At 64.4% G+C, this 26,654-nt stretch carries 25 protein-coding genes; 23 read left to right on the top strand and 2 right to left on the bottom strand.

Translation table 11 applies throughout. From position 1 onward, the window contains the following. The coding region (locus G8346_RS14600; RefSeq protein ID WP_166052599.1) for a DEAD/DEAH box helicase at positions 1-1,368 on the bottom strand (1,368 nt) is incomplete at its 3' end. Positions 1,369-1,649: 281 nt separating this feature from the next. On the opposite strand from G8346_RS14600, the gene trxA reads away from it, so the two are divergent. From trxA to G8346_RS14480, 23 genes are all read left to right on the top strand, one after another. After that, a complete protein-coding gene (gene trxA, locus G8346_RS14595) occupies positions 1,650-1,976 on the top strand; it encodes a thioredoxin TrxA (RefSeq protein WP_166052597.1) in 327 nt (108 codons plus the stop codon). A 281-nt stretch (positions 1,977-2,257) separates the two neighbouring features. Then, the gene (rho, locus tag G8346_RS14590; RefSeq protein ID WP_166052664.1) at positions 2,258-3,514 is read left to right on the top strand and encodes a transcription termination factor Rho; all 1,257 of its coding nucleotides are present in this window, start codon (positions 2,258-2,260) and stop codon (positions 3,512-3,514) included. Between the two features lie 264 nt (positions 3,515-3,778). Then, a complete protein-coding gene (locus G8346_RS14685) occupies positions 3,779-4,729 on the top strand; it encodes an RHS repeat-associated core domain-containing protein (RefSeq protein ID WP_206202788.1) in 951 nt (316 codons plus the stop codon). Then, on the top strand, positions 4,720-4,989 hold the full coding sequence (locus tag G8346_RS14575) for a hypothetical protein (protein ID WP_166052595.1): 270 nt from the start codon (positions 4,720-4,722) through the stop codon (positions 4,987-4,989). Before G8346_RS14685 ends, G8346_RS14575 begins: the two co-directional genes overlap by 10 nt. A gap of 224 nt (positions 4,990-5,213) precedes the next feature. Next, positions 5,214-5,525, top strand: coding sequence for a hypothetical protein (locus G8346_RS14570; protein WP_166052593.1), 312 nt, complete (start codon positions 5,214-5,216; stop codon positions 5,523-5,525). Positions 5,526-5,643: 118 nt separating this feature from the next. Beyond that, complete coding sequence (locus G8346_RS14680) at positions 5,644-6,519, top strand: RHS repeat-associated core domain-containing protein (RefSeq protein WP_206202787.1); 876 nt, start codon at positions 5,644-5,646, stop codon at positions 6,517-6,519. Beyond that, positions 6,516-6,896 (top strand): hypothetical protein, encoded by a 381-nt coding sequence (locus G8346_RS14560; RefSeq protein WP_166052591.1) that lies wholly within the window; start codon positions 6,516-6,518, stop codon positions 6,894-6,896. Before G8346_RS14680 ends, G8346_RS14560 begins: the two co-directional genes overlap by 4 nt. Positions 6,897-7,176: 280 nt before the next feature. After that, entirely contained in the window at positions 7,177-7,422 is a 246-nt protein-coding gene (locus tag G8346_RS14555) for a type II toxin-antitoxin system ParD family antitoxin (RefSeq protein ID WP_166052588.1), read from the top strand. A gap of 227 nt (positions 7,423-7,649) precedes the next feature. Further along, positions 7,650-8,597 (top strand): RHS repeat-associated core domain-containing protein, encoded by a 948-nt coding sequence (locus G8346_RS14550; protein WP_166052586.1) that lies wholly within the window; start codon positions 7,650-7,652, stop codon positions 8,595-8,597. Positions 8,598-9,282: 685 nt separating this feature from the next. After that, on the top strand, positions 9,283-14,112 hold the full coding sequence (locus G8346_RS14545) for an RHS repeat domain-containing protein (RefSeq protein WP_166052584.1): 4,830 nt from the start codon (positions 9,283-9,285) through the stop codon (positions 14,110-14,112). A gap of 6 nt (positions 14,113-14,118) precedes the next feature. Further along, positions 14,119-15,033, top strand: a complete 915-nt coding sequence (locus G8346_RS14540; RefSeq protein WP_166052582.1) for an RHS repeat-associated core domain-containing protein — start codon at positions 14,119-14,121, stop codon at positions 15,031-15,033. A gap of 441 nt (positions 15,034-15,474) precedes the next feature. Then, positions 15,475-16,386 carry an RHS repeat-associated core domain-containing protein gene (locus G8346_RS14535; protein WP_166052580.1) on the top strand — a complete coding sequence of 304 codons (912 nt, stop codon included), beginning with the start codon at positions 15,475-15,477 and terminating at the stop codon, positions 16,384-16,386. Next, positions 16,383-16,610: a DUF2283 domain-containing protein gene (locus G8346_RS14530; RefSeq protein WP_166052578.1), complete on the top strand. Its 228-nt coding sequence runs from the start codon at positions 16,383-16,385 to the stop codon at positions 16,608-16,610. The genes G8346_RS14535 and G8346_RS14530 overlap by 4 nt, the downstream gene beginning before the upstream one ends. 508 nt (positions 16,611-17,118) lie before the next feature. After that, on the top strand, positions 17,119-17,496 hold the full coding sequence (locus G8346_RS14525; RefSeq protein WP_166052576.1) for a hypothetical protein: 378 nt from the start codon (positions 17,119-17,121) through the stop codon (positions 17,494-17,496). Between the two features lie 102 nt (positions 17,497-17,598). Next, positions 17,599-18,501, top strand: a complete 903-nt coding sequence (locus G8346_RS14520) for an RHS repeat-associated core domain-containing protein (protein WP_206202786.1) — start codon at positions 17,599-17,601, stop codon at positions 18,499-18,501. After that, positions 18,498-18,851: a hypothetical protein gene (locus tag G8346_RS14515; RefSeq protein ID WP_166052572.1), complete on the top strand. Its 354-nt coding sequence runs from the start codon at positions 18,498-18,500 to the stop codon at positions 18,849-18,851. The genes G8346_RS14520 and G8346_RS14515 overlap by 4 nt, the downstream gene beginning before the upstream one ends. Positions 18,852-18,964: 113 nt before the next feature. Further along, on the top strand, positions 18,965-19,129 hold the full coding sequence (locus tag G8346_RS14510; RefSeq protein WP_166052570.1) for a hypothetical protein: 165 nt from the start codon (positions 18,965-18,967) through the stop codon (positions 19,127-19,129). A 20-nt stretch (positions 19,130-19,149) separates the two neighbouring features. Further along, the gene (locus G8346_RS14505) at positions 19,150-20,112 is read left to right on the top strand and encodes an RHS repeat-associated core domain-containing protein (protein ID WP_206202785.1); all 963 of its coding nucleotides are present in this window, start codon (positions 19,150-19,152) and stop codon (positions 20,110-20,112) included. Positions 20,113-20,514: 402 nt separating this feature from the next. After that, entirely contained in the window at positions 20,515-20,736 is a 222-nt protein-coding gene (locus G8346_RS14500; protein WP_166052566.1) for a hypothetical protein, read from the top strand. Positions 20,737-20,751: 15 nt separating this feature from the next. Beyond that, positions 20,752-21,966, top strand: a complete 1,215-nt coding sequence (locus G8346_RS14495) for an ATP-binding protein (protein WP_166052564.1) — start codon at positions 20,752-20,754, stop codon at positions 21,964-21,966. A gap of 478 nt (positions 21,967-22,444) precedes the next feature. Then, positions 22,445-22,822, top strand: coding sequence for a CidA/LrgA family protein (locus tag G8346_RS14490; protein WP_166052562.1), 378 nt, complete (start codon positions 22,445-22,447; stop codon positions 22,820-22,822). Further along, a complete protein-coding gene (locus G8346_RS14485; RefSeq protein WP_166052560.1) occupies positions 22,815-23,534 on the top strand; it encodes an LrgB family protein in 720 nt (239 codons plus the stop codon). The genes G8346_RS14490 and G8346_RS14485 overlap by 8 nt, the downstream gene beginning before the upstream one ends. Positions 23,535-23,551: 17 nt before the next feature. Beyond that, entirely contained in the window at positions 23,552-24,835 is a 1,284-nt protein-coding gene (locus G8346_RS14480; RefSeq protein WP_166052558.1) for a GGDEF domain-containing protein, read from the top strand. Here G8346_RS14480 and G8346_RS14475 read toward each other — a convergent pair. Continuing rightward, positions 24,832-26,646 carry an ABC transporter ATP-binding protein gene (locus G8346_RS14475; protein ID WP_166052556.1) on the bottom strand — a complete coding sequence of 605 codons (1,815 nt, stop codon included), beginning with the start codon at positions 26,644-26,646 and terminating at the stop codon, positions 24,832-24,834. The two genes, G8346_RS14480 and G8346_RS14475, sit on opposite strands and share 4 nt — an antisense overlap. Positions 26,647-26,654 lie beyond the last annotated feature (8 nt).

Genomic DNA, 26,654 nt, shown 5'->3' with positions numbered 1-26,654 from the left:
GGATGGCGGGCCGGCGGCTTGCGATGCCGGCGGCGCTTCCGGGGCCTGGCGCTGTCGCGGTGCGTCCTCGTCCCTGCGGCGGCGGGCGCCGCCACCGTCGCGCGGCTTGCGCTCGCGCGACCTGCCGCCGCCTTCCGGCGGGCGCGAACCCCACTCGGTGCGCTCCTGGCGGCTGCTGCGTCGGGGGCGGACGATCTCCGGCAACGCGGCGCGATCGATGGCTTCCACCGGGATCTTCATCGAGATGTAGTCCTCGATCTCCGGCAGCGTTTGCACATAGGTCTCGCAGCCGAAGCTGATGGCGTCGCCGGACTCGCCGGCGCGCGCCGTGCGGCCGATGCGATGCACGTAGTCTTCACGATCCTGCGGCAGGTCGTAGTTGACCACGTGCGACACGCCCGGGATGTGCAGGCCGCGCGAGCCGACGTCGGTGGTGACGAGGATCGCCAGCTCGCCGGCCTGGAAGCGTGCCAGCACCTTCTGGCGTTTTTTCTGCGGCACGTCGCCGGAAATCACCTCGGCCGGGAGGTCGTTGGCCTCGAGGAAATCGCGTACCCGGTCCGCTTCGCGCTTGGTATTGACGAACACCATGGTGCGCGTGGCGGCCTTCTGGCGCAGCAGCCCGATGAGCAGGGGCAGCTTCTCGTTGTTGGCCGGGAAGTAGATGCACTGGCGCACTTTCTCCGCCGTCACCTGCTCCGGCTCGATGCGCACCAGCGTCGGGTCGTTCATGTGCTCGTAGGCGAGCTCCAGCACGCGGTGCGACAGCGTGGCCGAGAACACCAGGTTGAGCCGCTCGCCCGGCGGCGGCAGGCGCCGCATGACGTAGCGGATGTCCTTGATGAAGCCGAGGTCGAACATGCGGTCGGCTTCGTCGAGGATCAGCACCTGCACGTGCTGCAGGCCGAAGATGTGCTGCTTGAAGTAGTCGATCAGCCGCCCCGGCGTGCCGATGAGCACGTCGACGCCGGCCTGGATGTGCGCACGTTGCTTCTCGTAGTCGGTGCCGCCGTAGGCCAGCCCCAGTACCAGTCCGGTGTGGGCGCTGAGCAGCTCCGCGTCCTTGTGGATCTGGATCGCCAGCTCGCGCGTCGGCGCGAGGATGAGCGCGCGGGGGTCGGTCAGCTTGCGCGTGGGCTTGGGCGGGTTGCGCTCGAGATGAGTGAACATCGCGACCAGGAACGCGGCGGTCTTGCCGGTGCCGGTCTGTGCCTGGCCGGCGACGTCGCGGCCGTCGAGCGCGATCGGCAGCGTCTCCGCCTGGATCGGCGTGCAGCGGTCGAAGCCTGCGTCGGCGAGTCCCTGCATTACGGCTTCGGGCAGGTCCAGCGTCTCGAAACGCAGCTGAGTGAGCAGTCCTTCTGACATTGTTGTTGTATGCTTCCTGGGGAAAAAGGGCTGTTAGGTATTGCAACGCGCCTGAAAACCGGGCCAGAATACAGGCCTGTCGGCTCTGGAAGCCCTTCCGGAGCCCCCCGCGCAAAAGAATTCATAAGCCTTAAGCCGCGAGCGCAGCGACATTGTGCCTCATCGTGCGGGGCGCGTCACATCCCGTAACTGCGCCGCATGGACCCGGTTAGGGGTCTTAAATCCCTTTGGACGAGTTTCTCCAGACAGTTTTTTGAGCCAGCTTGCGGAGGCAGCCAACCATGAGCGAGCAAATCGTTTACACGAGTGATTCCAGTTTTGATAACGACGTGCTGAAGGCGGAGGTGCCAGTGTTGCTGGACTTCTGGGCCGAGTGGTGCGGACCGTGCAAGATGATCGCGCCGATCCTCGACGAGGTGGCCGGCGAGTACGCCGGGCGCCTGCGCGTGGCGAAGATCAACATCGATGAAAACCCGCACACGCCGCCGAAGTTCGGCATTCGCGGAATCCCCACGCTGATGCTGTTCAAGAACGGCTCGGTGGAAGCCCAGAAGGTCGGTGCGTTGAGCAAGAAGCAGCTCACCGAGTTCCTGGATCAGCATCTGTGACAGGTTACCTGGGCAATTCCGCCCGGGGCGCCCAGTCCAATCGCAACTCAGGTCGGAATAACGATATGGCCTCTGACGGCAGCAGAAACGACGGTCCCCAGGGGGGGAACCCGCAGGGTGGTCACCGCAATCCGCGGGACGGGGGACGGAAAAAGTCGCGGCGTCGCAAGCCCGGCGGTGGCGGCGGCGGTGGTGGCGATCGCCACCATCCGGACATGCTGCCGGACTTCGAGGAAGTCGAGGTCATCTCGCAGGAAGACCTGGAGCGCACGCGCAACGCGATGAACCTGGCCGAGCTCAAGCGCCGCCCGGCGCACGAGCTGGTGGCGCTGGCCGAGTCCATGGGCCTGGAAAACCTGGCCCGCTCGCGCAAGCAGGACATCATCTTTTCCATCCTCAAGGCGCACGCGAAGAACGGCGAGGACATCTACGGCGACGGCGTGCTGGAGATCCTGCAGGACGGTTTCGGCTTCCTGCGCTTCGCCGACGGTTCATACCTCGCCGGGCCGGACGACATTTATGTCAGCCCGAGCCAGATTCGCCGCTTCAGCCTGCGCACCGGCGACACCGTCTCCGGCCTGATCCGGCCGCCGAAGGAAGGCGAGCGCTATTTCGCCCTGCTCAAGGTCGGCGAGATCAACTACGACTCGCCCGAGAGCGCGCGCCACAAGGTGCTGTTCGAGAACCTCACGCCGCTGTTCCCCAACAAGCGCCTGCGCATGGAGCAGGGCAACGGCAGCCGCGAGGACCTGACGGCGCGCATCATTGATCTCGTCGCGCCCATCGGCAAGGGCCAGCGCGGCCTGATCGTGTCGCCGCCCAAGGCCGGCAAGACCATGCTGCTGCAGCACATCGCGCAGAGCATCGCCGCCAACCATCCCGAGTGCTATCTCATGGTGCTGCTCATCGACGAGCGCCCGGAGGAAGTCACCGAGATGTCGCGCACCGTGCGCGGCGAAGTCGTGTCCTCGACCTTCGACGAGCCCGCAACCCGCCACGTGCAGGTGGCCGAGATGGTGATCGAGAAGGCCAAGCGCCTGGTCGAGCACAAGAAGGACGTGGTCATCCTGCTCGACTCCATCACCCGGCTGGCGCGCGCCTACAACACCGTGGTGCCGTCCTCGGGCAAGGTGCTGACCGGCGGCGTCGACGCCAACGCCCTGCACCGGCCGAAGCGCTTCTTCGGCGCCGCGCGCAACATCGAGGAGGGCGGCAGCCTGACGATCCTCGCCACGGCGCTGATCGACACCGGCTCGCGCATGGACGACGTCATCTACGAGGAGTTCAAGGGCACCGGCAACCTCGAGATCCACCTCGACCGGCGCATCGCCGAGAAGCGCATCTTCCCGGCCATGAACATCAACCGCTCCGGCACGCGGCGCGAGGACCTGCTCACCGCCGAGTCCGAGCTGCAGAAGATGTGGATCCTCAGGAAGCTGCTGCACCCGATGGACGAGCTCGCGGCGGTCGAGTTCCTGCTGTCGAAGCTGCAGGACACCAAGACCAACGTCGACTTCTTCGACTCGATGAAGCGCTGACGGGGCGGCCCGGCGGTCGGTCGGGCCTGCTCCCCCTGCCTGTCCGCGGCACCGACCGCGCACACCTCCCGCTTGGCTCAGATGCCTGGCGCGTGAGGTGTGCGCGGTCGGTGCCGCTGCGCCGTCGCATGGCGCCGGATAAGTACTTCCTCCAATCGAGCCCGCGTCCGATCATCGCCACTATCGGGCTGGATCGACCATTCGCTAGATGACTCCGGCCGTCCCGACTTGGGGCCTGGCGATAGCGTGGGGAGCGGGGAAGCGATGATGCATACACGCTTGCTGAAGCAGCTCGGGGCCGGCCTGCTGCTGGCCGGCCTCCTGGTTTCCCCTGTCCAGGCCGAGACGGTCACCTACCTGCATACGGACCTGCTGGGGTCGGTGGTGCTGGAGACGGACCAGAACCGGAACGTCGTTCAGCGCTACGAGTACGAGCCCTATGGGCTGCCACGCCAAGCCATCGCCGATGCGCCTGGCTACACCGGCCATGTGCACGACGCCGGCTCCGGGCTGGTGTACATGCAGCAGCGCTACTACGACCCCGAGGTGGGGCGGTTCCTGTCGGTGGATCCGGTGGGGGTGGATACCGGGACCGGGGGGAATTTCAATCGCTATTGGTATGGGAACAACAACCCTTATCGATACGTAGACCCGGACGGGCGCTGGGCGGAAGACGTTCTGATCGGTGGCCCTAGCCTTGCCCTAGGGTTATCGAGTTTCCACAATAACGTCTCCGAGGGGAACTTCCTGGCCGCCGCAGTAGATGCAGCTGGGATCGTTCTCGATAGTCTGGCTATTGCTGTCCCCGGGGCCCCAGGTGGCGTGGGCCTCGGGATTAAGGCAGCGAGAGTCGCTGACACAGCGCGTATCGCCGACGATAGTCTGGTGGTTCGTGGTGGTTCTCCCGCGAACGCCAACTCGCCGGGGGGGATTGCCGCGGGCACATCCACACGAGGCGACAACGGGATCACGGGATTCTCTGCAGAAAGTGCCAACGCCGCGTCTCTTTGCGAACTTTGCGCCAATGTCCCAAACAACCAAGTTGGCGTTACCACTGCCGGTCAGGTCCGCGCAGCTGGCGGGGAGGTCACCGCAACGCCGGGGCGCTCCCCGAATCATGCGACCGTAAGTGGACTGACGCCCGAGGCAGCAAGCGAAATCCTGACGCCAATGAGAAACCCGGTTCCGAAGGCGGAGCGAACCAAATGGGACTGACAACGGCCATGGTTATTTTCGCGGATTTTAATAACTTCGATACTGACGGGTTCATTCGTCTGAATTGTATGGGTACTCTCCGTGACCTGACTAAGGCAGGCATCACCCTATGTGGTGGAGAGCATTTCGTGGTTTCTGATGGCGACCTTAGAGCGGAGATCGAAGTGACAACGCCGTCCGGTGAGGGCATCTGGCGCGGGCGGTTGGTGTCGGTTGTAGAAGAGTTCGACCATGAACGCCGCACTTGGTCGCCGGTGTAGTGCGAACCTGGGGGAGGACCAGCACCTTTCAGGCTTACCATATTCACAAGATCGAGATTACCCGGCGCGTGTTGGGTGCCGGACTGGGGATGGCGGCGGGCAGCCGGAGCCATCAAGTCCGATAGAGCGGGAAGTATCAAATCCGTAGCCCAGGACAGGTGTTGCCGGTGGATAACGCAGATCTCGTCGGCGCTGATAGTAACCACCCGATACCGGACCTCGGGGTGATCGACATCAACACGGTGAAGAAGTCCGGCGGCTCAGATCTATTCATCGTCATAGCGAGTCCACTCTGTGCGGATCGTCGATCTCTTGAACGCCTGCTGCGTAAGCTGGAGTTGTATTTGGAGTTCCTTGGCACAGACGAATTCCGCAGCGCCAGCGGTATACCAACTCCGGATAACACGAGGATTATCGTCCGAATTCACCCGGATTCAGACCCCCGTGCCTTCGATCTTCTGGAGCGCAACAAGCGATGGGTTAAGAGCAACAATGCAATCCTCGTAATCGATAATAGCCCAATGTCGGGACACTGAAATGAACCCGGAGGTGCCTGCTCCGTATTGCAGTTGTGTTCGACCCCATGAGCGAGCAACCCGACTTGGTTCCGGGCGATCCGCCGGTGAGCTGGTAGCCATGGACAGGCGAAGTGGAATGAAGACGATCTGGGCCGCTCTCTTCCTGGCCGGCCTCCTGGTAACCCCGGCCCGGGCCGAGACCGTCACCTACCTGCACACGGACCTGCTGGGCTCGGTGGTGCTGGAAACGGACCAGAACCCCAACGTCGCTGCACGCTACGAGTACGAGCCCTACGGGCTGCCGCGCCAGGTCATGTCGGACCAGCCCGGTTACACCGGCCACGTGCACGACGCCGGCTCCGGGCTGGTGTACATGCAGCAGCGCTACTACGACCCGGAGGTGGGGCGGTTCCTGTCGGTGGATCCGGTGGGAGTGGACACTGGGACCGGGGGGAATTTCAACCGCTACTGGTATGGGAACAACAATCCGTACACGTATACCGATCCGGACGGTAGGGCAGCCTGCATAGCAGCTCCGCCAGCGCCTGCTTGTGTAGCGGCTATTGCTGCAGTGGCAAGAGCGATCGTCAGTCGCGCAGCGCCGCGTGCTGGGGTCATTGTTGTCACCAGTGAGAGCAGCCAGGACAGCAACGAGCCTGGAGAACGACAGAGTACAGACGCAGCCGGCCCGAGGCCGGGCGACGCTTTCCCTGACCGACCCCTGCCGCGTGATCCTCTAAGCGGTGAACCCGTTGTTGACGACGAAGCCGCTGGAGTGCCTCACACCCAGCTTGGAACGCGGGATGGGAGTAAAGGCAAGTACCCTCAGGCACGCGAATTTGATAGCGACGGAAAGGAAATCAAGACGCGAGATTTCACGGATCATGGAAGGCCAGAGAGTCACACGAATCCGCATGACCACGTGCGCAAGCCGAATCCCAGTGGAGGAACGCCGCATCGAGGAAAGGCCGAGCCACCACCGCCACGTGAGCCACCAAAGACTCGAAAATGAGAACATACCGTTTCGATATGTGGTCGGACGACCATAAACTCTTGTTGAGGGATGTCCTCAGCAGAATTAGGTTCAAGCGCGCTATCTCTTGGGTATTGCTTTACTTCCATGGGACCGGATCGGCTCCGAACGGCAAGGGGATGGTTGATTTCGAGGAGGAGGTTCGCCGGGCCGCTAAGGGCTATGCTCTGGATCAGGAAACACTCGACGAACTCTGTCGGGGCCTAACCGACATCTATGACCTTAAGCTGGTTGGCTTAGTGAGTGGTCTCAAGGTCGCGGAGATTGAGGCCATTGACAGTAGCTTGTGGGAGGTACGGCTAGACGACAGGTTTGCGACTTTTGCTCCCCCGCTAAAGGCAGCGAAGCCGCTCTGAGGCAGGCCATCTCGTCCCGGCTGAGAATCAACCCGCGTGTTTCAGCAAGTCCGTGACGTTGTCCGTGTTATCGCTGACGCTGACGCCAGGTTCCGCCCTGCCAAGATTGCATGGGTGGTCGGCGTTTTTCCGGAAAGACCCTCAGGCAAGCACTTCGAATCGTCTTCCGATGAGGCTGTGTACGCGATCGAGTTCGAAGATGGCGAGGCCATCGATATCCCGGAGTCTTTGCGGTGGGGTGCGCTATTCTGCACCGATCGTATGACGATGGAGCGAGTTCATGGCAACCGTTCGGAAGACCATTACCGTGACTGACGCGCAGGATGACTGGATCAAGGCGCAGGTCGCCAACGGCGACTTCACTAACGACAGCGAGTATTTTCGCGATCTCATTCGTCGCGACCACGAAAAGGAGCGGGCGGTGAAGGCCGCAATTGACAAGGGGATGGCAAGAGGGCCGAGCGGCTGCGGTGTCGATGCCATCTGGGCCGAGGCCGAGGCACGTTACCTAGCCTCCGGCGGCTGATTCTCATCTCACTCGTCGAGCAATTTGCCACAGGGCTGCCTCGCTTCGAGCGACGCTTCCACATCATCGTCCTCCTCCCGCTCCACCATCGCGTGCCGCCGGATAAGTACTTCCTCCAATCGAGCCCCCGTCCGATCATCGCCACTATCGGGCTTGATCGACCATCGACCGGATGAGTCCGAGCAGCCCGACTCGGGGCCTGCCGATTTCGTGGGGGCGGATAAGCCATGATGCACAAACGCTTGCTGAAGAAGCTCGGGGCCGGCCTGCTGCTGGCCGGCCTCCTGATTTCCCCTGTCCAGGCTGAGACCGTCACCTACCTGCACACGGACCTGCTGGGCTCGGTGGTGCTGGAGACAGACCAGAACCGGAATGTCGTTGCACGCTATGAGTACGAGCCCTATGGGCTGCCGCGGCAGGCGATAGCGGACCAGCCGGGTTACACCGGCCATGTGCACGACGCCGGCTCCGGGCTGGTGCACATGCAGCAGCGCTACTACGACCCGGCAGTGGGGCGGTTCCTGTCGGTGGATCCGGTGGGAGTGGACCTCGCTGCGGGGGCGAACTTCAATCGCTACTGGTATGCAAATAACAACCCCCACACCTATGTCGACCCGGATGGGCAGTTTGCCCAGTTTCTTTGGGGCGGGGCGATTGGAGCTGGCGTAGAGATATTTGTTCAGACCGCGATTGAAGGAAAATCATTCACCGAGATTGATGTATCGGATGTTTTCGTGGCCGCGGGCGCCGGTGCGCTTACTGGTGGAGTCGCATCTACCGCGGCGTTGGCAGCTGCGAAGGGGACAATTTCCGTAGGCGTCGCCGTTGTGCAGACGGGTGCAGGGTCGGCTTCTGTTGGGGTTACGGCATCCTTGACTGGCGATATTGCGAACGGCCAAGTCCCGGATGTGAGTAGCGCACTGGTCGAGGGCGCAGCCGCTGGCATACTCGGAGCTGCGGGTCAAAGACTGACGTTGGCGCCAGCAGCAGCTCTCGAGAACATGGCGACGAAGGGCGGACTTCACGCTCATGTCGCCAACACTACCCAATCCTCCAATGTAGGTTCGGATGCCGCCAAGGTTGCGGCGGCAACATCACAGGCGGGAAGCAATACCGGCGAAGCAATAAGTGTTGCCGCGCAAACGGCTCGCGCGAAGTCAGAGGAACGAAGGTGAGGCAAGATGCACTTAGGGTCTTGAAGCAACTCTTGGGAAAATTCGCCGATGCTGCTTTGAGCGGAGCCGGTAGAGCGATGCTTCTTGTAACGGTGCTGCTAGCTGGTCTGGTGCTTGCAAATCACGGTCCGGGGCGGGCTTTGGTTGCGGGAGGGATTCTCTACGCCATCTTGTTAACGTCGCTCGTTCTGCGTCGCTGACCGATCCAGAAGGCGTTGTGAATGCAACAGTTGGTGGAGCGAAGTATCCCAAGTAGCGTGCGAAATGGCTGAGGAAAGCGATTCGGCAGCGGCGCTAATCGACCTGATGTGTACTCTGCGCTCGGCGCATCGGTCGAAATTCGTTTCAGTGGCGACCCGTGGCACGTTGATCTGGAATCCGGCTGGTCGGGTCGTCGTATTTGTTGGGCCGTTGTAGGCGATCGCGAGATCAATGTCCCCGATCTTGCTGAGATGAATGCCGTCCTATCCCCCGAGGCGGGGAGGCTATTGAGCGAGTATCGCCAAGCAGTTTCAGACGCGTGTCGAGCGCAGGGTTGATGGGTACTTCCCCGTATTCCGCGGAACCCCCCCCCTCCCTCCATTATTGGGTGCCATAGACCAAATAAAGGACCTTTCCGCCGGCCACGGCGGCGATTTCGAGAGGTCCGCTGCGGCAGCACTCAATGCACGGAGGGCATGCGCCCATGAACGGATTCCGGACGGTGATCCTGTTGGTGGCGGTGGCGGGCGGACTGGGTTTTCCAGGGCTGGCCGGGGCGGACGACGCCAAGGAGCGCTGGGAAGAGCACGGCGAGCTGGTCCGCTCGCGCCAGAGCATCGATCCGCTTGGTTCCGGGCTGTTCGGCGAGAACGTCAACTACTACAGCGGCGGGCTGTCTTTTTATCACGCCGACATCAGCATTCCGGGCAACAGCGTGCTGCCGGTGGCGATCGGCCGCAGTTACGCGGTCACCGACCTGCGCAACAAGCGGGTGCGCGACCTGCCGTTCGCGGACTGGGATCTCGACTTGCCCTATGTTCAGGGAGTGTACGCCGCCCAGTCCGGCTGGGTTCGCAACGGATCCCCGGCCGGCAGCCGCTGCTCCGTGAACCAGTTGTCGGAACTGGAACCGCCGACCCACGGCACGGTGGACATCCCGATCTTCGGCTCGGACTACTGGAACGGCATCCAGATGAACCTGCCCGGGCGGGGCGGCGAAGACCTGCATCTCGCGAACAACCACAGCACCAGCCTCCTGTCGCCTTCGGCCACGCAGGTGCCGGCGCCGGCGGGCGGGCCCTGGTACTGGGTAACGGCCAACAACGACCGCCTTGCCTGCCTGCCCACGATCCAGAACGGAAGCGGCGAAGGATTTCGCGCCGTCACGGCCGATGGGGTCGAGTACCGCTTCGACCGCATGGCGATGACGGTCGAGCCGGATCTGCGGGAGAAGGTCTTCGATCAGGCCGGCGCTCCAATCTCAGCTACGGTCTCCCGCCGTCGGGTGCGGCTTTATGCGACCCATGTGGAGGACCGCTTCGGCAACTGGGTTGCCTACAGTTACTCGAACGGGTCGACGGCGCCGGTGCGGCTCACGGGCATCTCCTCCAGCGACGGGCGCGCGATCAGCCTGGCGTACAACGCCGCCGGGCACATCTCGTCGATCACTGAGAACGGGCGGACCTGGACTTACGGGTACTCGACCTTCGGCGGCAAGAAGACGTTGTCGTCCGTCACGCGTCCGGATGGCAGCAGCTGGACTATTGCATTCGGCAGCTTGTCCTCCCTGAGCCTTGAAGCATTGCCGATCGCGCCCGGCGAGCCTTGGGACTGCCGCGTCCCGCGCGACGTGGCGGCCGGCCAGCAGGCGATGGGCACTCTGACGCATCCGTCTGGCGCGATCGGGACGTTCGTGGTCGAACCCCGCCTGTTCGGGCGCTCGAACGTGCCGTTGAACTGCACCAACTACAGCGCCCCGCTCTACGACCCGTATGGCGGCGACTCCGTCTATCCGCTGCGCTTCTATTCGCCTGCACTGATCACCAAGACCATCGCAGGGCCGGGCCTCGATGAGGCCCAGTGGGACTACAGCTATGGTGGGCTGTTCGGTTTCGCGCCCATTATCGGGGCTTCCTGGGCACGCGTGGACGGGCCGGCGGGCGAATGGGTCGAGTTAACCTACGGCAATGCCTACCAGATCGACGAAGGATTGCAAAAATCCGTAGTACGGGGCGGCCCGACCGGCATGCTCGAAACGACGCTCACGGAGTACGACCTCAACCCGGGATCGCAGCCTTATCCCTATGCCCTCGGCAAGCCTTCGGCGCCGCTGGACTCGAGTTTCCCGAGCCGGGTCGCGCGCCCCGCCAAGAAGCGCACCATCACGCGCCAGGGGACCAGTTTCATCTGGGAAGTGACCCAGTTCGACGTCCTCGCGAGGCCGGTGTCGATCACGCGCAAGAGCGTGCCCGGCCCCATGCGAACCGAGACGACCACCTACAGCGACAATCTCAATCTCTGGGTGCTGGGCCAGGTGGAGAGCGTGCTCAGCGGCGGCCACAGCCTGGTGCAGAACGTCTACGACCCGCAGACGGCGCTGCCGGTCGCCGAGTACCGCAACGGCGCCCTGCGGTTCACCCTGGACTGGAACACCGACGGCACCCTCAAGTGGGCGGATGATGCCCTCGACCAGCGCACCGGGCTGTACAACTGGATGCGCGGGATCCCGCAGCTGATCGTCTATCCGGATGACACGACCTCGACCGCGGTGGTGAACGCGCGCGGAGAGATCACCAGCATCACCGATCCGCTCGGGTTCACGCATACCTACCAGTACGACGCGATGGGCCGGGTCAGCCAGGTCAACTACCCCACCGGCGACCCCGTCGCCTGGCAGCCGACCCAGTCGACCTTCGAACCGGTGGGCTACGCCGAGTACGGCCTGCCGGCGGGTCACTGGCGCCAGACGGTCGCGACCGGGAACCACCGCCGGATCACGTATTTCGATGCCGGCTGGCGGCCGGTGCTGACGCACGAGTACGACGCCGCCAACCCGGGCGGTACCAGCCGGTGCACTGCGCGGCATTTCGATCACGCAGATCGCGAGGTCTTTGCTTCCTACCCGCTGGCCTCGGTCACGACGTGGTCGGGCGTCACCAGCGGTATCCACACCACCTACGACGCGCTCGGCCGGGTCAGCCTGACCCGCCAGACCTCGGAGCAGGGCGACCTCGATACCGTCGTCAACTATCTCCCAGGCTTCCAGCGCAGCGTGACCGACCCGCGCGGCGCGACCACGACCTCCACCTTCCACGCGCTGGACACGCCGGACTACGGCGCACCGCTGGTCATTACGGCCCCCGAGGGCCAGACCACGACCATCACCCGGGACCTGTTCGGCAAACCGCTCTCGATCACCCGCTCCGGCACCTACGACGGCGTGCCGGTGAGCGCCACGCGACACTACATCTACGACGCGCACATGCGGCTGTGTCGGCGCATCGACCCCGAATCCGGCGCGACGATCATCGACTACGACCTGGCGGGACGCACGAGCTGGACCGTGACCGGCTCCAGCGCGACCACGGTCAGTGGTGATTGCAGCCGTGCCAGTGTCTCGCCCTCCAGTCGCACCGTGTTTGGTTACGACGTGCGCAACCGCGTGACCGGCGTCACTTATCCGGGCACGACAGAGGCGCTGAGCTACGCCTACCACGACGACGGGACTCTCGAGGCCATCACGCGCGGGAACTCGGCCTGGGTCTACGAGTACAACCGCCGGCGCCTGCTGACCCAGGAGACGCTGTACCAGACCGGCGAGACCTTCGCCTTCGGGCTGGCGTACGACGCCACCGGCAACCTTACCAGCCGCAGCTATCCCGGCGGGCTCACCATCGACTACCAGCCGAACGCGCTGGGCCAGCCCACCCGGGCCGGCAGCTATGCCACGGGCGCCCAGTACCACCCCGACGGCCAGTTGGCGCAGCTCCAGTACGGCAACGGCATCGTCCGCTCGGTCAGCCGCACCGCCCGCGGGCTGCCCGACTGGGTCCAGGATACCTACGGCGCCACGGCGTTCCACGATTTTGACTACGACTACGACGCCAACGGGAACGTGTCCGGCATCACCGACCAGTCGGACGATGGGAGCCAGGGCCGCCAGGACCGCGCGTTCCTCTACGACGGGCTCAACCGCTTGGTGCAGGCGAGCGCCCCGGGGATGTGGGGGACGGCCACCTACGAGTACGACCCGCTCGACAACCTGCGCCAGGCCAGCGTCGGGGCCCGCGCCTACAGTTACAGCTATCACAGCAGCAACGGCCGGCTGACGGCGATCAGCGGCAGCGGCGGGGCGCCGAGCTGGAGCTTCGGTTACGACGCCCGGGGCAACCAGCTGACGCGCAGCGGTTCGGGCACGACGCAGACCCGCGTGTTCGACAACTCGGAGCGGATCACGTCGATCGCCGGCCTGGCGAGCTATTACTACGACGGCCACGGCCGGCGGACCCAGACCACGCGCCAGGACGGCTCGGCGCTGATCAGCGTGTACACCACGGACGGGGTGCTGCGCTACCAGCGCGACGATGCGGCCGAGACCACGAGTCACTATGTCGAGCTCGGCGGGACCATGGTGGCCCAGGTCGAGCGGCCGTTCGCGCCGACGGGCGTGCCGACGCTCACCGCCCCGGCGAGCAACAGCACCGGCAATTACACCGTGAGCTGGACGGCGGTATCGGGCGCGACCCGCTACGAGCTGGAGCAGCGGCTCAACGGCGGCAGCTGGAGCCTCATTCACAATGCCGCCGACACCAGCAAGGCGCTCAGCGGCCAGGGCAACGGTACCTGGGGCTACCGGGTGCGGGCCTGTAACTCCGGGGGTTGCGGGGCGTACTCGGCCATCAAGAGCACGGTGGTGACGCTGCCGCCGAGCGGCGTGCCCAGCCTGATCGCCCCCTCGAGCAACAGCACCGGCAGCTACACGGTGAGCTGGGGTGCGGTCAGCGGCGCGACGAGTTACCAGCTCGAGGAGCGCCTCAACAGCGGCGGCTGGAGCACCATCCATAACGCGTCGGGCACCAGCAAGGCGCGGTCCGGGCGGACCACCGGCACCTGGGGCTACCGGGTGCGGGCATGTAATGCAGTCGGCTGCGGCTCGTATTCATCGCTGAAGACCACCGTGGTCACACTGCCACCGACCGGGGTGCCCACGCCGAGTGGCCCGGGCTTCCTCGGTGCACCAGCCAGCTACACCATCAGTTGGACGACCGTGAGCAACGCCACAAGCTATCAGCTTCAGCAACAGCTCAACGGGGGATCCTGGAGTACCGTCTACGACGGGGCGGGCACAGGCAAGTCCTTCAGCGGCATGGGTGCCGGCAGCTGGAACTATCGGGCGCGGGCATGCAACTCGGCGGGTTGTGGTGCATATTCGGCAACACATTCGGTCTGGGTGGAGAACCTCGGGGGATGTATTCCGGGCTTCGGATGCACCCAGCCCGAGTCAGTCCCTGAAGACCCACCGGGGACTTGGTAAGCCATTATGAACACAAACTTGGTGAAAAAGCTCTGGGCGGCCCTGCTGTTGGCCTGTCTCCTGGCGACCCCGGCCCGGGCTGAGACCGTCACTTACCTGCACACGGACCTGCTGGGCTCGGTGGTGCTGGAGACGGACCAGAACCGGAACGTCGTAGCGCGCTACGAGTACGAGCCGTACGGGCTGCCGCGGCAGGCAATCGCCGATGCCCCCGGCTACACCGGCCATGTGCACGATGCCGGCTCCGGGCTGGTGTACATGCAGCAGCGCTATTACGACCCGGAGGTGGGGCGGTTCCTGTCGGTGGATCCTGTGGGGGTGGATCTTGCTAGGGGAGCGAACTTCAACCGCTACTGGTATGGGAACGACAATCCGTACACCTTTGTAGACCCGGATGGTGAGTTCGGTCAGGTTTTTTGGGGGATAGTAATCGGTGGCGCGGCTGGGTTCATAGTCGAAGGCTACAAGCAATGGGATTCAGATGCATTCAACGGGCGACAGCTTCTGGTTTCCACTGCGAAAGGCGCTCTCGTAGGCGCGGCGATCGCCGCTGGAACAATGGCAGGTTCGGCGGCAGCTGTTTCCGAAGGCGCTGGAACATTCGGAACCGCGATAACGTCAACCGCCACAGGGGCATATAGCGGCGCTGCCACGAACTTCGTGGTTGCGCCGGCAGCGGATATTGCAGCCGGAAACTCGATGAGAAGTGTTGAGGAGTATGCGAGCGAGTCGCTAGCCACGGGAGCTGGTGCAGTGGCCGGTGCTACTACAACCGCTGCGGTTACAAGATCAATGTCCAGTGCCGGAGCATCACCTGGCGTTGCGGCAGCGACGGGTGTGATCGCGGGCGAGGGTACTGGTACGGCGGTCGCCGAAGCGCTCGCATCTGAGTCACTGCCCCGGAGCGAGAAGTTCCAGTGACCTCGGTTAGCGCGCTGCGCCTGGCCCTAGCAGTAGCCTCCGCGTTGGTCAGCTCATTATTCACCAGTGCCTTAGTCGCAGTCCTGTTGTCTCCAGTAACCTGTGCGCAGGCGATAGCGTTTTACTTCGCCAGATGGCCATTGTGGCTCCTGCTATTCATAGCGGTGTTTCTTCTCTTGCTGTTGAAACAAAAGATTGAGCGTTAGAGGCCGCCGGAACTACGGCACGATCCACAACGGGACCGGCACCAGCAAGGCGCGGTCCGGGCGGACCACCGGCAGCTGGAACTATCGGGCGCGGGCATGCAACGCGGCGGGTTGCGGCGCATATTCGGCAACACATTCGGTCTGGGTGGAGAACCTCGGGGGATGTATTCCGGGCTTCGGATGCACCCAGCCCGAGTCAGTCCCTGAAGACCCACCGGGGACTTGGTAAGCCATTATGAACACAAACTTGGTGAAAAAGCTCTGCGCGGCCCTGCTGTTGGCCTGTCTCCTGGTGACCCCGGCCCAGGCCGAGACCGTCACCTATCTGCATACGGACCTGCTGGGCTCGGTGGTGCTGGAGACGGACCAGAACCGGAACGTCGTTGCACGCTATGAGTACGAGCCCTATGGGCTGCCGCGGCAGGCCATGGTGGACCAGCCGGGTTACACAGGCCATGTGCACGATGCCGGCTCCGGGCTGGTGTACATGCAGCAGCGGTACTACGACCCGGAAGTGGGGCGGTTTTTGTCGATCGACCCGGTGGGGGTGGACATCGCTACGGGGGCTAATTTCAACCGCTACTGGTATGCGGACAACAACCCGTACACCTTCGTGGATCCGGATGGGCGCAACGCTGTGACGGGATTGGGTGGGGTGCTCACCGAGACTCGGAACCTGGTAACCGGACGAGGGTTTGATTGGGACAGTGTCGTCGGGGCGTTTGCGGATGGCTACAACGGCGAGGGCAGTGGGCCGCTCGCAGCTGCATTCGAGGATGTGGCCACCTTTGGCGGTGGAGCGGTACTTGGGGCAGCGACGAAGGTTGCCGCCGGTTTAGTCAAAGTGGGCAAGGCCTTGGATGCGGCCGGGGATGTCGCAGGTGCCGGAAGGGGGGGCACGAGGGCAACAGCGCACGGTGCCGAACGCCTTGCACGCTCTGGCTTCACGGATGACTTGGTCAAGCTTACGAAGACTGAAGGCCAAGTCCTGCATCAGTCTGATGGGGCAAAGGTCTTCCTGCGCGAGTCGTCTCCCGGACGCTTCGACTTCATCGTGGAAGGCGAGCGAGGAGTCATCACGGCTCATCGAAACTGGTCGCAGAAGTCTATTGACGGAATCGCGAAGAACTACGGGTGGGGGCAATGACTGTGCAGATCACGTACGACGCATCCGCGGACGCTGCCTACATTCTCTTCCAGGCGAACCTCGAACGGGGTGAGGTCGTGAGGACCGAGCCGTGCGATGTTGACATCAAGGAAGGCGCTGTGATTCTGGAGTTCGACGGTAAGGGACGGTTGGCTGGAATCGAGATTCTTGGCGCGAGCCGGATACTCCCAGCGGAGACGCTCGATGAAGCCATGCGGTTCTGAGAAGCTCAAGTGAGCGCAGTGACTCTGGAGCGGTGTGCGTGCTCCTTGTGACCGCTGTCGTCGTGGCGAGCCTGCTCGTCCCTGGGATCTCGTCGGCGAGCCCGGACGGTACTCCAGTGGGCCGCCAGCAAAGTTACGAGGTCCCCAAGCCCGGAGGTGGAACTGAGACAAAGTCAGTCCAAATATCGAGAGACATGCGTGGAGAACATGCAGGCGTGCCCCAGGTTGAAGCTGGAACAGTAAAACCTGGAGGGCAGGTCGATGTGGCCGGAAGACCCCGCATTCTAAACGAAGGAAAGGTTCGCGTGGATTTCGATCCGAAGCGCTGATTACTATGTCTGGAAGGCAAAAAATCGACGAGTTGCGCGCGAAGAGAGCGAGCGAAGTAAATCGTAGGTCGCAGGCACAGCTGCGTGACTCGCACGGGGCTCGACTAGCCGCAATTGTCTCCGCGGCGACCACTGGATCATTGTGTCTTGAGGACTTCGACCCTACTGCTAGTCGGTCCTTGAGTCTGGAATGGCCAAAGGACATCACCACTGCCCCGGGGCTGGTTGCACCATATATTTCTCAAGAAAAGGCCGAAGAGTTGTTAGAGTGCTTTCAGCACCGGCTTACCGCAATCAGCGGGAAAATAGGTTTTCATGACAAAGACTACATGGGGCTTGCCCCCCTACGAGGTATAGACCCGGTTTCTCTGCTGACGTTATCAGACAAGGCTGAGGATTCGGTTGTCTTTTACCTTGATGACCCGGAAGGTCTCATTCTTGTTGATTGCTATCGCAGCCAGCCTTGCGAGCCGTTTAGTGTGATTGTTCAGGGAGACGCTCTGGTGGAAAAATTGGCACCTTGTTTCGTAGATTTAGCCGGACCACTCGAGCGGTGACTCTCGACCGGCGGCCGTGAGCTGCTGCTCGGGTGCGCTTGGACCCACTCGGTGCCCGGCGATCGGCCGGGCAGCTGGTGAGCGATGGACAGGCGATATGCGATGAAGAAGCTCTGGGCGGCCCTGCTGTTGGCCTGTCTCCTGGTGACCCCGGCCCAGGCCGAGACCGTCACCTATCTGCACACGGACCTGCTGGGCTCGGTGGTGCTGGAGACGGACCAGAACCGCAACGTAGTTGCACGCTACGAGTACGAGCCCTACGGGCTGCCGCGGCAGGCCGTGGTAGACCAGCCGGGCTACACCGGCCATGTACACGATGCCGGCTCCGGGCTGGTGTACATGCAGCAGCGCTACTACGACCCGGAGGTGGGGCGGTTCCTGTCGATCGATCCGGTGGGGGTGGATCTCGCTACAGGGGCTAATTTCAACCGCTACTGGTATGGGAACGAGAATCCGTACACGTATACCGATCCGGACGGACGCAACGCGGTAGCGGGAATCGGCGGGATTCTCACCGAGACCTGGAATCTGGTCAGCGGACGTGGGTTCGATCGCGATAGTGTCGTCGGGGCGTTTGCTGACGGCTACAACGGCGAGGGCAATGGCCGGCTCGCAGCCGCATTCGAGGATGCGACGACATTAGGCGGTGGAGCGGTACTTGGGGCAGCGACGAAGGTTGCCGCCGGTTTAGTCAAAGTGGGCAAGCCACTTGATGCGGCCGGGGATGTCGCAGGTGCCGCAAAGGGGGGATTGGGTTCTCTCGGACGCGCGGGCAGCCGTTCTTCGATTCGGGTAGCGGAAGGCGGAGCGTCTGCGGCAGAGAAGCTTTTCGGGAAGCTTTCGAAGGGGGGCGTTGATGTCACGCCCGCTGGCCATCCGGGAAAGCTCGTACGTCGTCCTGATGGTGGTTTCGTAGGCTATCGCGGCGTATCGAAGTCCGGGCCACCAACCATCGATGTGAACATTCCGGGTATCGACGTCCGGAAGATCAAGTTCCCAGAATGACAACCCTCGCGGACATACGTCAAGAGCTGCTCGCTGAAGGACAGGACGATTACGTCGGTCTCTGGGAGGTAGCCTGGATTCTCCGACGCAGCAAATCAAGCCACACGGGCGATGAGATTCGCGAGGTGGCTCTGGAGGTCCTTGGGCCTCTGCTGTGCGAAGGACTCATGGAGCCCGGAACCCTGCAGGAGAACGGTGGTTTCCTCGCCTGGACGTGCACGCCTGAGAGAGCCCTGGCGAGGATCGATGAGGAATGGCGAGCCCTGGGTCAGGAGCCGAACATCGGGCAGGTGTGTTGGTTCAGCAACACCTCTGCCGGTGACAAGGCGGCCGGACAGAACGAGACGTGAACCGCGGCCTTCAGGTCATTGCCCGAGGATCGTATCGAGCACCCCGCGCAGCACGCGCTGATCCTCGTCCTCGAGCCGTCAATGGGGCGGGCACAGGCAAGTCCTTCAGCGGCATGGGTGCCGGCAGCTGGGGCTATCGGGTCCGGGCCTGTAATGCCGCGGGCTGCTGGGCGTACTCCGCCATCCACACGGTGTGGGTGGACAACATCGGGGGCCGCAACCCGCCGTTCTGCGAGGACCCGGACTCGGTGCCGGGCGATCCGCCGGTGAGCTGGTAGCCATGGACAGGCGTAGTGGAATGAAGAAGCTCTGGGCGGCCCTGTTGCTGGCCGGCCTCCTGGTAACCCCGGCCCGGGCCGAGACGGTCACCTACCTGCATACGGACCTGCTGGGCTCGGTGGTGCTGGAGACGGACCAGAACCGCAACGTCGTAGCCCGCTACGAGTACGAGCCCTACGGGCTGCCCAGGCAGGCGATAGCGGACCAGCCGGGCTACACGGGTCACGTGCACGACGCCGGCTCCGGGCTGGTGTACATGCAGCAGCGCTATTACGACCCGGAGGTGGGGCGGTTTTTGTCGATCGACCCGGTGGGGGTGGACATCGCTACGGGGGCTAATTTCAACCGTTACTGGTATGGGAACGACAACCCGTATCGATACGTAGACCCGGATGGCCGTCACGGAGTGGCGGTTACTTTTCCGGATTACAAGATTTCTCTTGCTGGACGAAAGTGGGAGGATCTTGGTCATGCTGGGATATTGCTCATCAATCCAGCCAATGGTTTGACGCGTTACTACGAGTTCGAGCGCTATCCTGAGGGGAGCATTGTCAGGAATCTGCGCCTGGAGAGTAACGTAACCATGCGGGACGGCGCGCCGACGACCGAATCCCTTGCTCGTGTTTTGTCCGAGCTTTCCCGGAAAGCCGGTCAAGGTGGACCGATTGAGGGAGCGTATTTTGTGGGTGCGGACTTTGCGGCGATGGAGGCGTATGCCAAAGGACTGGCTGGAAAGACTGCGGGCAAAGGTGGCTACGGTGACTGGCACCCTTACCATCAATGTGGAACCTTCCAACGGGATACGCTTGAAAACGGCGGGATAGACACTCCGTGGATGGCTGACCCAAGACCGAATTCATACATCAAGGAGCTTCAGGGATCAGAAGGAGCGCAAAGCTTCCGCTTTGAAGGCGGTGGGTTCCAAGGCGTGTTCCGTGTCGACGGGCGACTTGACTCAAAGCGCCTCGACCGTGACAGATAGCTGGGGCTTGATCATGTCAGTGAGATCGGTTGGGATACTTTTCTTGGGCTTTTTGTTGGGATTGGCCGTCTCGAGTGTGATCGAGAAAAGGGGCTCGAAGCCCCCGGACAGACCGGCTAACGTGCCTGCCGACGCGATTTGGGCGGGCGGTCCCGACATCGGCGAATGGGTCTCTTGTCGCCAAACTAGTGAGACGGGAGCTTTCCATTGCCTCGTTTACGCGAACGTAACTGGTGTTCTCGTTGAGGAAGGGGTATTTCGGATCAGGCCCGAGTCCATCGACCCATGGGCCTATTCGAACGGACTAATAAGAGCTGAAGTAGAATTCGAGCGAGGGTCGCATGCGCCGGGCCGATCCCATTAGATCTGGATCAAGTCCGTTCTAAGGTAAGGCAGACCCGCGTGTTCGATAACTCGGAGCGCATCACGTCGATCGCCGGCCTGGCGAGCTATTTCTACGACGGCCATGGCCGGCGGACCCAGACCACGCGCCAGGACGGGTCGGCGCTGATCAGCGTGTACACCACGGACGGGGTGCTGCGCTACCAGCGCGACGATTCTGCACACCGGCCCGCTCAGCTCGGTGGTCCGGTCGATGGCGGTTTGATTTGCTCAAGTTATTGAGTAAAAATACTCATCATGTTGAGTAAATCGTCAGATCCCTTTCAGCGGGCGCAGGCCAGGGAACTCGCGCGCAGGTTGCGGGAGCCGCGGCGTTTTATCCAGGTCGTCGCCGGGCCAAGACAGGTGGGGAAGACCACGCTTGTGCACCAGGTCGCAGCAACCCTTCGGCCGGGCTTTCTTTACGCCACTGCCGACGAGCCGATGCTGCGCGGCGCTGAGTGGATTACGCAGCAGTGGGAAGCCGCGCGCCTGGAGGCGCGCGAGGCGGGCCAGAGCGGCGCAGTTCTGGCGCTTGATGAGATTCAGAAAATCCCGGGCTGGTCGGAAACCGTCAAGCGTCTCTGGGATGAGGATACGCGCCGCAGGATCCCGCTGCGGGTCGTGTTGCTTGGCTCAGCGCCATTGTTGATCGCGCGCGGCACGTCGGAGAGCCTGGCGGGTCGCTTCGAGTTGTTGCACCTGCCGCACTGGTCCTTCGTTGAAATGCGTGAGGCTTTCGGCTTCACCTTCGATAAGTACTGCTATTTCGGCGGCTATCCCGGTGCCGCGCCGCTGGCCGGCGAGCCCGAACGCTGGCGGCGTTACGTCATCGACAGTTTGGTGGAAACATCGATCTCCCGCGACGTGCTGTTGCTCACGCGGGTGGACAAGCCGGCCCTGCTGCGGCGCCTGTTCGAGCTCGCGTGTCGATATTCCGCGCAGATCCTGTCTTACAACAAGATGCTCGGCCAGCTGCAGGACGCCGGGAACACCACGACGCTGGCACATTACCTCGAGCTGTTGGCGGCGGCCGGGATGGTCTGCGGGCTGCAGAAGTTCGCCGGCGACGTGGCGCGCAGCCGGGGCTCGAGCCCGAAGCTCCAGGTCCTGAACACCGCTTTGATGTCCGCCCTGGGCGGCATGTCGCCCGCGGAAGCGTGGTCGGATCCGGAGTATCGCGGGCGCCTGGTCGAGTCGACCATCGGCGCCCACCTGGCGAACGCGGCAGCCTGCGGAGAGTGCGAGCTGTTCTACTGGCGCGAGCGCAATGCTGAGGTCGACTTCGTGGTCCGCTCGGGACGTCGCCTCATCGCCATCGAAGTAAAGAGCACCACCAGGGCCAAGCCGCAGCCCGGGATCGCGAGCTTCAAGGCGGCGTTCAGGCCGGATCGAAGCCTGCTCGTAGGCGGCGACGGAATCGAGCTGGAAGCATTCCTGTCCCGCCCCATGCAGTACTGGATCGCGCCCTGACGGATTGCGTGGCGCAGGATAAGTACTTCCTCCAATCGAGCCCGCGTCCGATCATCGCCACTATCGGGCTGGATCGACCATTCGCTGGGTGGGACCGAGCAGTCCGACTCGGGGCGGTTGCGGCTATCAGTGGAGCCGGTAAAACGATGCTTTTTGCGGCGGTGCTGCTGGCTGGGCTGGTGCTTGCGAATCACGACCTGAATCGGGCTTTGATGGCGGGAGGGATTCTCTACGCCATCCTGTTGACCTCGCTGGTTGTGCGTCGCTGCCCGCGAGCGGGAAGTTCCAGTGACCTCGGTTAGCGCACGGCGCCTGGCGATGACCAGCTGCAGGGGGGTCGCCGGGGCGGCGGGCGTGTACGCCTCGCCCGCAGGCATCTGAGCCAAGGGGGAGGCGTACACGCCCGCCGCCCCAGCAAAGCACCCAGACCGTGCTGGAGGTCGCCAGCCCCCGCGCCCCGCGGTTATGCTTCGACGCTATGCTGCAAGGCCTCGCGCTGATCTTCCTCTGCCAGCTTGCGGGCGAGACGCTCGTCCGCCTGCTCGGCGTGCCGGTGCCCGGGCCGGTGGCGGGGATGGTGATCCTGCTGGTCGGGCTGGTGCTCGCCGGCGGGCCGGGCGAGTCGCTGCGCCGCGCCGGCACCGGGCTGCTCGGTTACCTGACGCTGTTCTTCGTGCCCGCGGGCGTCGGGCTGGTGACGCACGGGCCGCGGCTCGCGGCCGACTGGCTGCCGATCCTGGTGGCGATCGTGGTCAGCACGCTGGCCACGATGCTGCTGGTCGGGTGGCTGGTGGGACGACGCGTCCCGCCCGAACTCGAGCCAGGTGCGGCCCCGGAGGCAGGTCGGAATGCCTGAGTTCGGCGACATATGGGTCTACCTGGCCGAGGCGCCGTTGCTGTGGCTCACGCTGACCCTGGTCGCGTATCTCGGCGGCGTGTGGCTGAACCGCAAGCTGAACGGCAACCCGCTGGTGCACCCGGTGCTGGTGGCGATGCTGGTGCTGATCAGCCTGCTGCTGCTGACGGGCACGTCCTACGACACCTATTTCGAGGGCGCGCAGTTCATCCATTTCCTGCTCGGGCCGGCGACGGTGGCACTGGCCATTCCGCTGTACGACAACCTGCGCCAGGTGCGCGAGTTGCTGTGGCCGCTGCTGCTGGCCTGCGTGACGGGGGTGACCGTGGCGGTGGGCAGCGCCGTCGGCGTGGCGTGGCTGCTCGGCGCGCGCGGCGAGACGTTGCTTTCCCTGGCGCCCAAGTCGGTCACCACGCCGATCGCCATGGGCATCGCCGAGCAGATCGGCGGGCTGCCCTCGCTCGCGGCCGGCATCGTGCTGGTGACCGGCGCGGTGGGCGCGGTCGCGGCCGGCCCGTTGTTCCGCTTCGCCGGCATCCATGACCAGCGCGCGCAGGGCTTCGCGCTCGGCATCGCGGCGCACGGCTTCGGCACGGCGCATGCCCTGACCATCGGCATGCGCGCCGGCGCCTTCGCCGGGCTCGGCCTCGGCCTGGCCGGGTTGCTCACGGCCTTCGCGCTGCCGCTGGTCGTGGCGCTGCTGGGGCCGTAGGCATCATGGCGGGGAAGATGAAAGGACGGACGCATCCGGAGCGGATTTACTCCCTGCTGCTGTTTGCCGGCGCTTTCGTCGCGCTGTCGGTGGCGGTCGCGATGCACGGCTGGCTGCCTGGCGGACACGGCCCGGGCACGGCGGTGTTCTTCGTCGTCTTCGCGCTGTTCACCATTTCCATGGGCTTCAATCATCCGCGCGTCGGCTATGTGTCCTTCGACCGCGTCGCCCAGGTGGCGTCGATCCTCATCGTCGGCCCGGTCGCCGCCGCCTGGCTGAACGGGCTCGCCTCGCTGCTCTATCCCTGGCATCGCCTGCGCCGCGGACGCCCCGTGCAGGAGGTGCTCACGGCCTCATTGCACAACAGCGGACTGATGAGCCTCATGGTGCTGGTCGCGGGCCTGGCGTACCAGCGGCTCGGCGGGCCTGTCCCGCTGTTGTCGCTCGGGGCGGCCGACCTTGCTTTGCTGCTGCTCATGGTGGTCGGCATGCAGGCCGTGAACGACCTCGGCATGCGCATCTTCATCGGTTTTCGCGACGGCCGTTTCCCGCGCGGCACCAGCGTGTTCCCCTTCATCGTCGAGTCGGGCGCCGGCCTCGGCGGCATCCTGGTGGCGATCATCTTCAATCGCATGGAGCTGGCCGTGGTCGCGCTGCTGCTGGTGGTGCTGAGCCTGGGCATGCTGACGTTGACCGAGCTGGCGCGGCTGCGCTCCGGCCTGGAAACCATCGTGGCGGAGCGCACGCGGAGCCTGCGGGAGAAGACCCGCGAACTCGAGCGGCTCGCCACCCACGACGCGCTCACCGGGCTGCACAACCGCCGCTCCGCCGACGCCTATCTCGACGAGCGCCTGGCCGAGTTCGAGCGCTATGGCGGCGACTTCTCCGTGGCCCTCGTCGACCTGGACCATTTCAAGCGCATCAACGACGAGCATTCGCACGATGCCGGGGACCGCGTGCTCGAGGCCGTCGCCGCGCGCATGGCCGGGAGCGCCCGCGCCACGGACCTGGTGGCGCGCTATGGCGGCGAGGAATTCCTGCTCTGCTTCCCCGGCACGGACCAGACGGCCGCGGTGGAGGCCTGCGAGAAAATTCGCCGCGAAGTGGCCGCTATGGCCCGCGACGACGTGCCCGCAGGCGTGCAGGTCACCATGAGCGCCGGGGTGGCGGAAATGCGCCCCGGCCTGAGCCGCCGCGCCTTGCTCGGCGAGGCCGACCATGCGCTGCACGACGCCAAGGCGAGCGGCAGGAACCGGGTCGTGGTGGCGACGCCGGAACACCGCAAGGGCCTCGTGACCTAGCGGTAGCCGCGCGCCTGCAGCGAGAACAGCCGCGCGTACAGGCCGTCCAGCGCCATCAGCTCGGCGTGGCTGCCGTGCTCGATGATCCGCCCACCGTCGATGACCACGATCTGGTCGGCCATGCGCACGGTGGAGAAGCGGTGCGAGATGAGTATCGCGATGCGGTCCTGCGTCAGCTTGCGGAAGTGCTCGAACACCGTGGCCTCGGCGGCAGCATCCATCGCCGCCGTGGGCTCGTCCAGCACCAGGATGTCGGCGTCCGAGCGCATGAAGGCGCGCGCCAGCGCGATCTTCTGCCATTGCCCGCCGGACAGCTCGCGCCCGTCCTTGAACCACTTGCCGAGCTGGGTATCGAAGCGCCCCGGCAGGGTGTCGATGAACGGCAGCGCCATGCCCTGGCCGGCCGCCTGTTCCCAGCGCGCCTCGTCCTCGAAGTGCAGCACGTCGCCGGCCCCGATGTTCTCGCCCACCGTGAACTGGTAGCGCGCGAAGTCTTGGAAGATGACGCCGATGCGCCGGCGCAGCACCGCGGCGTCCCATGCGCGCAGGTCGAGCCCGTCCAGCAGGATGCGGCCTGAGGTCGGGGCGTAGAGTCCGGACAGCAGCTTGATCAGCGTGGTCTTGCCCGAGCCGTTCTCGCCCACCAGCGCCAGCGACTCGCCCGGTGCGATGTGCAGGTCGATCTCCCTGAGCGCCGGCGTCTCCGCGCCGGGATAGGTGAAGGAAACCCGCTCGAAGCGAATGCCGTCGCTCGGGTCGGGGCCGCGCTGCAGCTCGCCGCAGCGCTCCGGCACCGGCGTCTCCAGGTATTCGTAAAGGGTCGAGAGGTAGAGGTTGTCCTCGTACATGCCGCTGATGGCCGAGAGGCTGGCCGAGACCGCCGACTGGCCCTGGCGGAACAGCATCATGTACATGGTCATCTGGCCGAGCGTGATGCGGCCCGCGATGGTGGTGAATGCGACCCAGGCATAGGCGCCGTAGAGCGTCACCGTGCCGACCAGCCCGAACACGAAGCCCCAGCCGTCGCGGCGCAGCGTGAGGTTGCGGTCCTCGCGGTAGAGCTTGCGAAAGATCTCGCGGTAACGCTGCAGCAGCCGCGGGCCGAGCGCGAAGAGCTGCACTTCCTTGGCATGGTCCTCGCGCGCCAGCACCGTCTCCAGGTACATCTGCATGCGTGTCTCGGGCGAGCGCCAGCGGAACAGGCGGAAGGCGTCGCCGGAGAACTTGGCCTCGGCGAGGAAGGACGGCAATCCGGCCAGCACCAGCACGAGCACCGCCCAGCCAGAGAACTGCGCCAGCAGCACGCCGTAGCTGACCAGCGAGATGCCGTTCTGCGCCAGGCCGAAGGTGCGCGTGACCAGGGACAGGGGGCGGCTCGAGGCCTCGCGCCGGGCCCGCGTCAGCTTGTCGTAGAACTCGGCGTCTTCGAACTGCGCCAGGTCGAGTTGCAGCGCCTTCTCCAGGATCATCTCGTTGACGCGCTGGCCGAGCTGGGCGCGCAGCAGCGACTGCGAGGCCGACAAGGCGCGCTGCGCGCCGGCCAGCGCCGCGACCAGCGCGCCTTCCACCGCCACCAGGACCATCACCGGGCGCGCCTCCAGCACGCCGCTGTCCCGGTACACGCCGGCGGCGGCGACCACCGCGTCGATGATCAGGGCCCCGACCCAGGCGACGGCGGCCGGCAGCACGCCGGCCAGCAGCGTGAAGGCGGCCAGCACCAGCGTGAGCGGGCGGCTGGTGCGCCACACCAGTTCCAGGGCGCGCCGGCTGTAGCGGAATACGGCGAGGAACTCGCGCGCGTTGCCCGGCACCGCCTCGT

It is taken from the genome of Thioalkalivibrio sp. XN279 (assembly GCF_011089885.1).
Taxonomy (GTDB): domain Bacteria; phylum Pseudomonadota; class Gammaproteobacteria; order Steroidobacterales; family XN24; genus XN24.
Note: the sequence above shows the minus strand (reverse complement) of the source record. Positions and strands in the feature narration are given on the sequence as shown.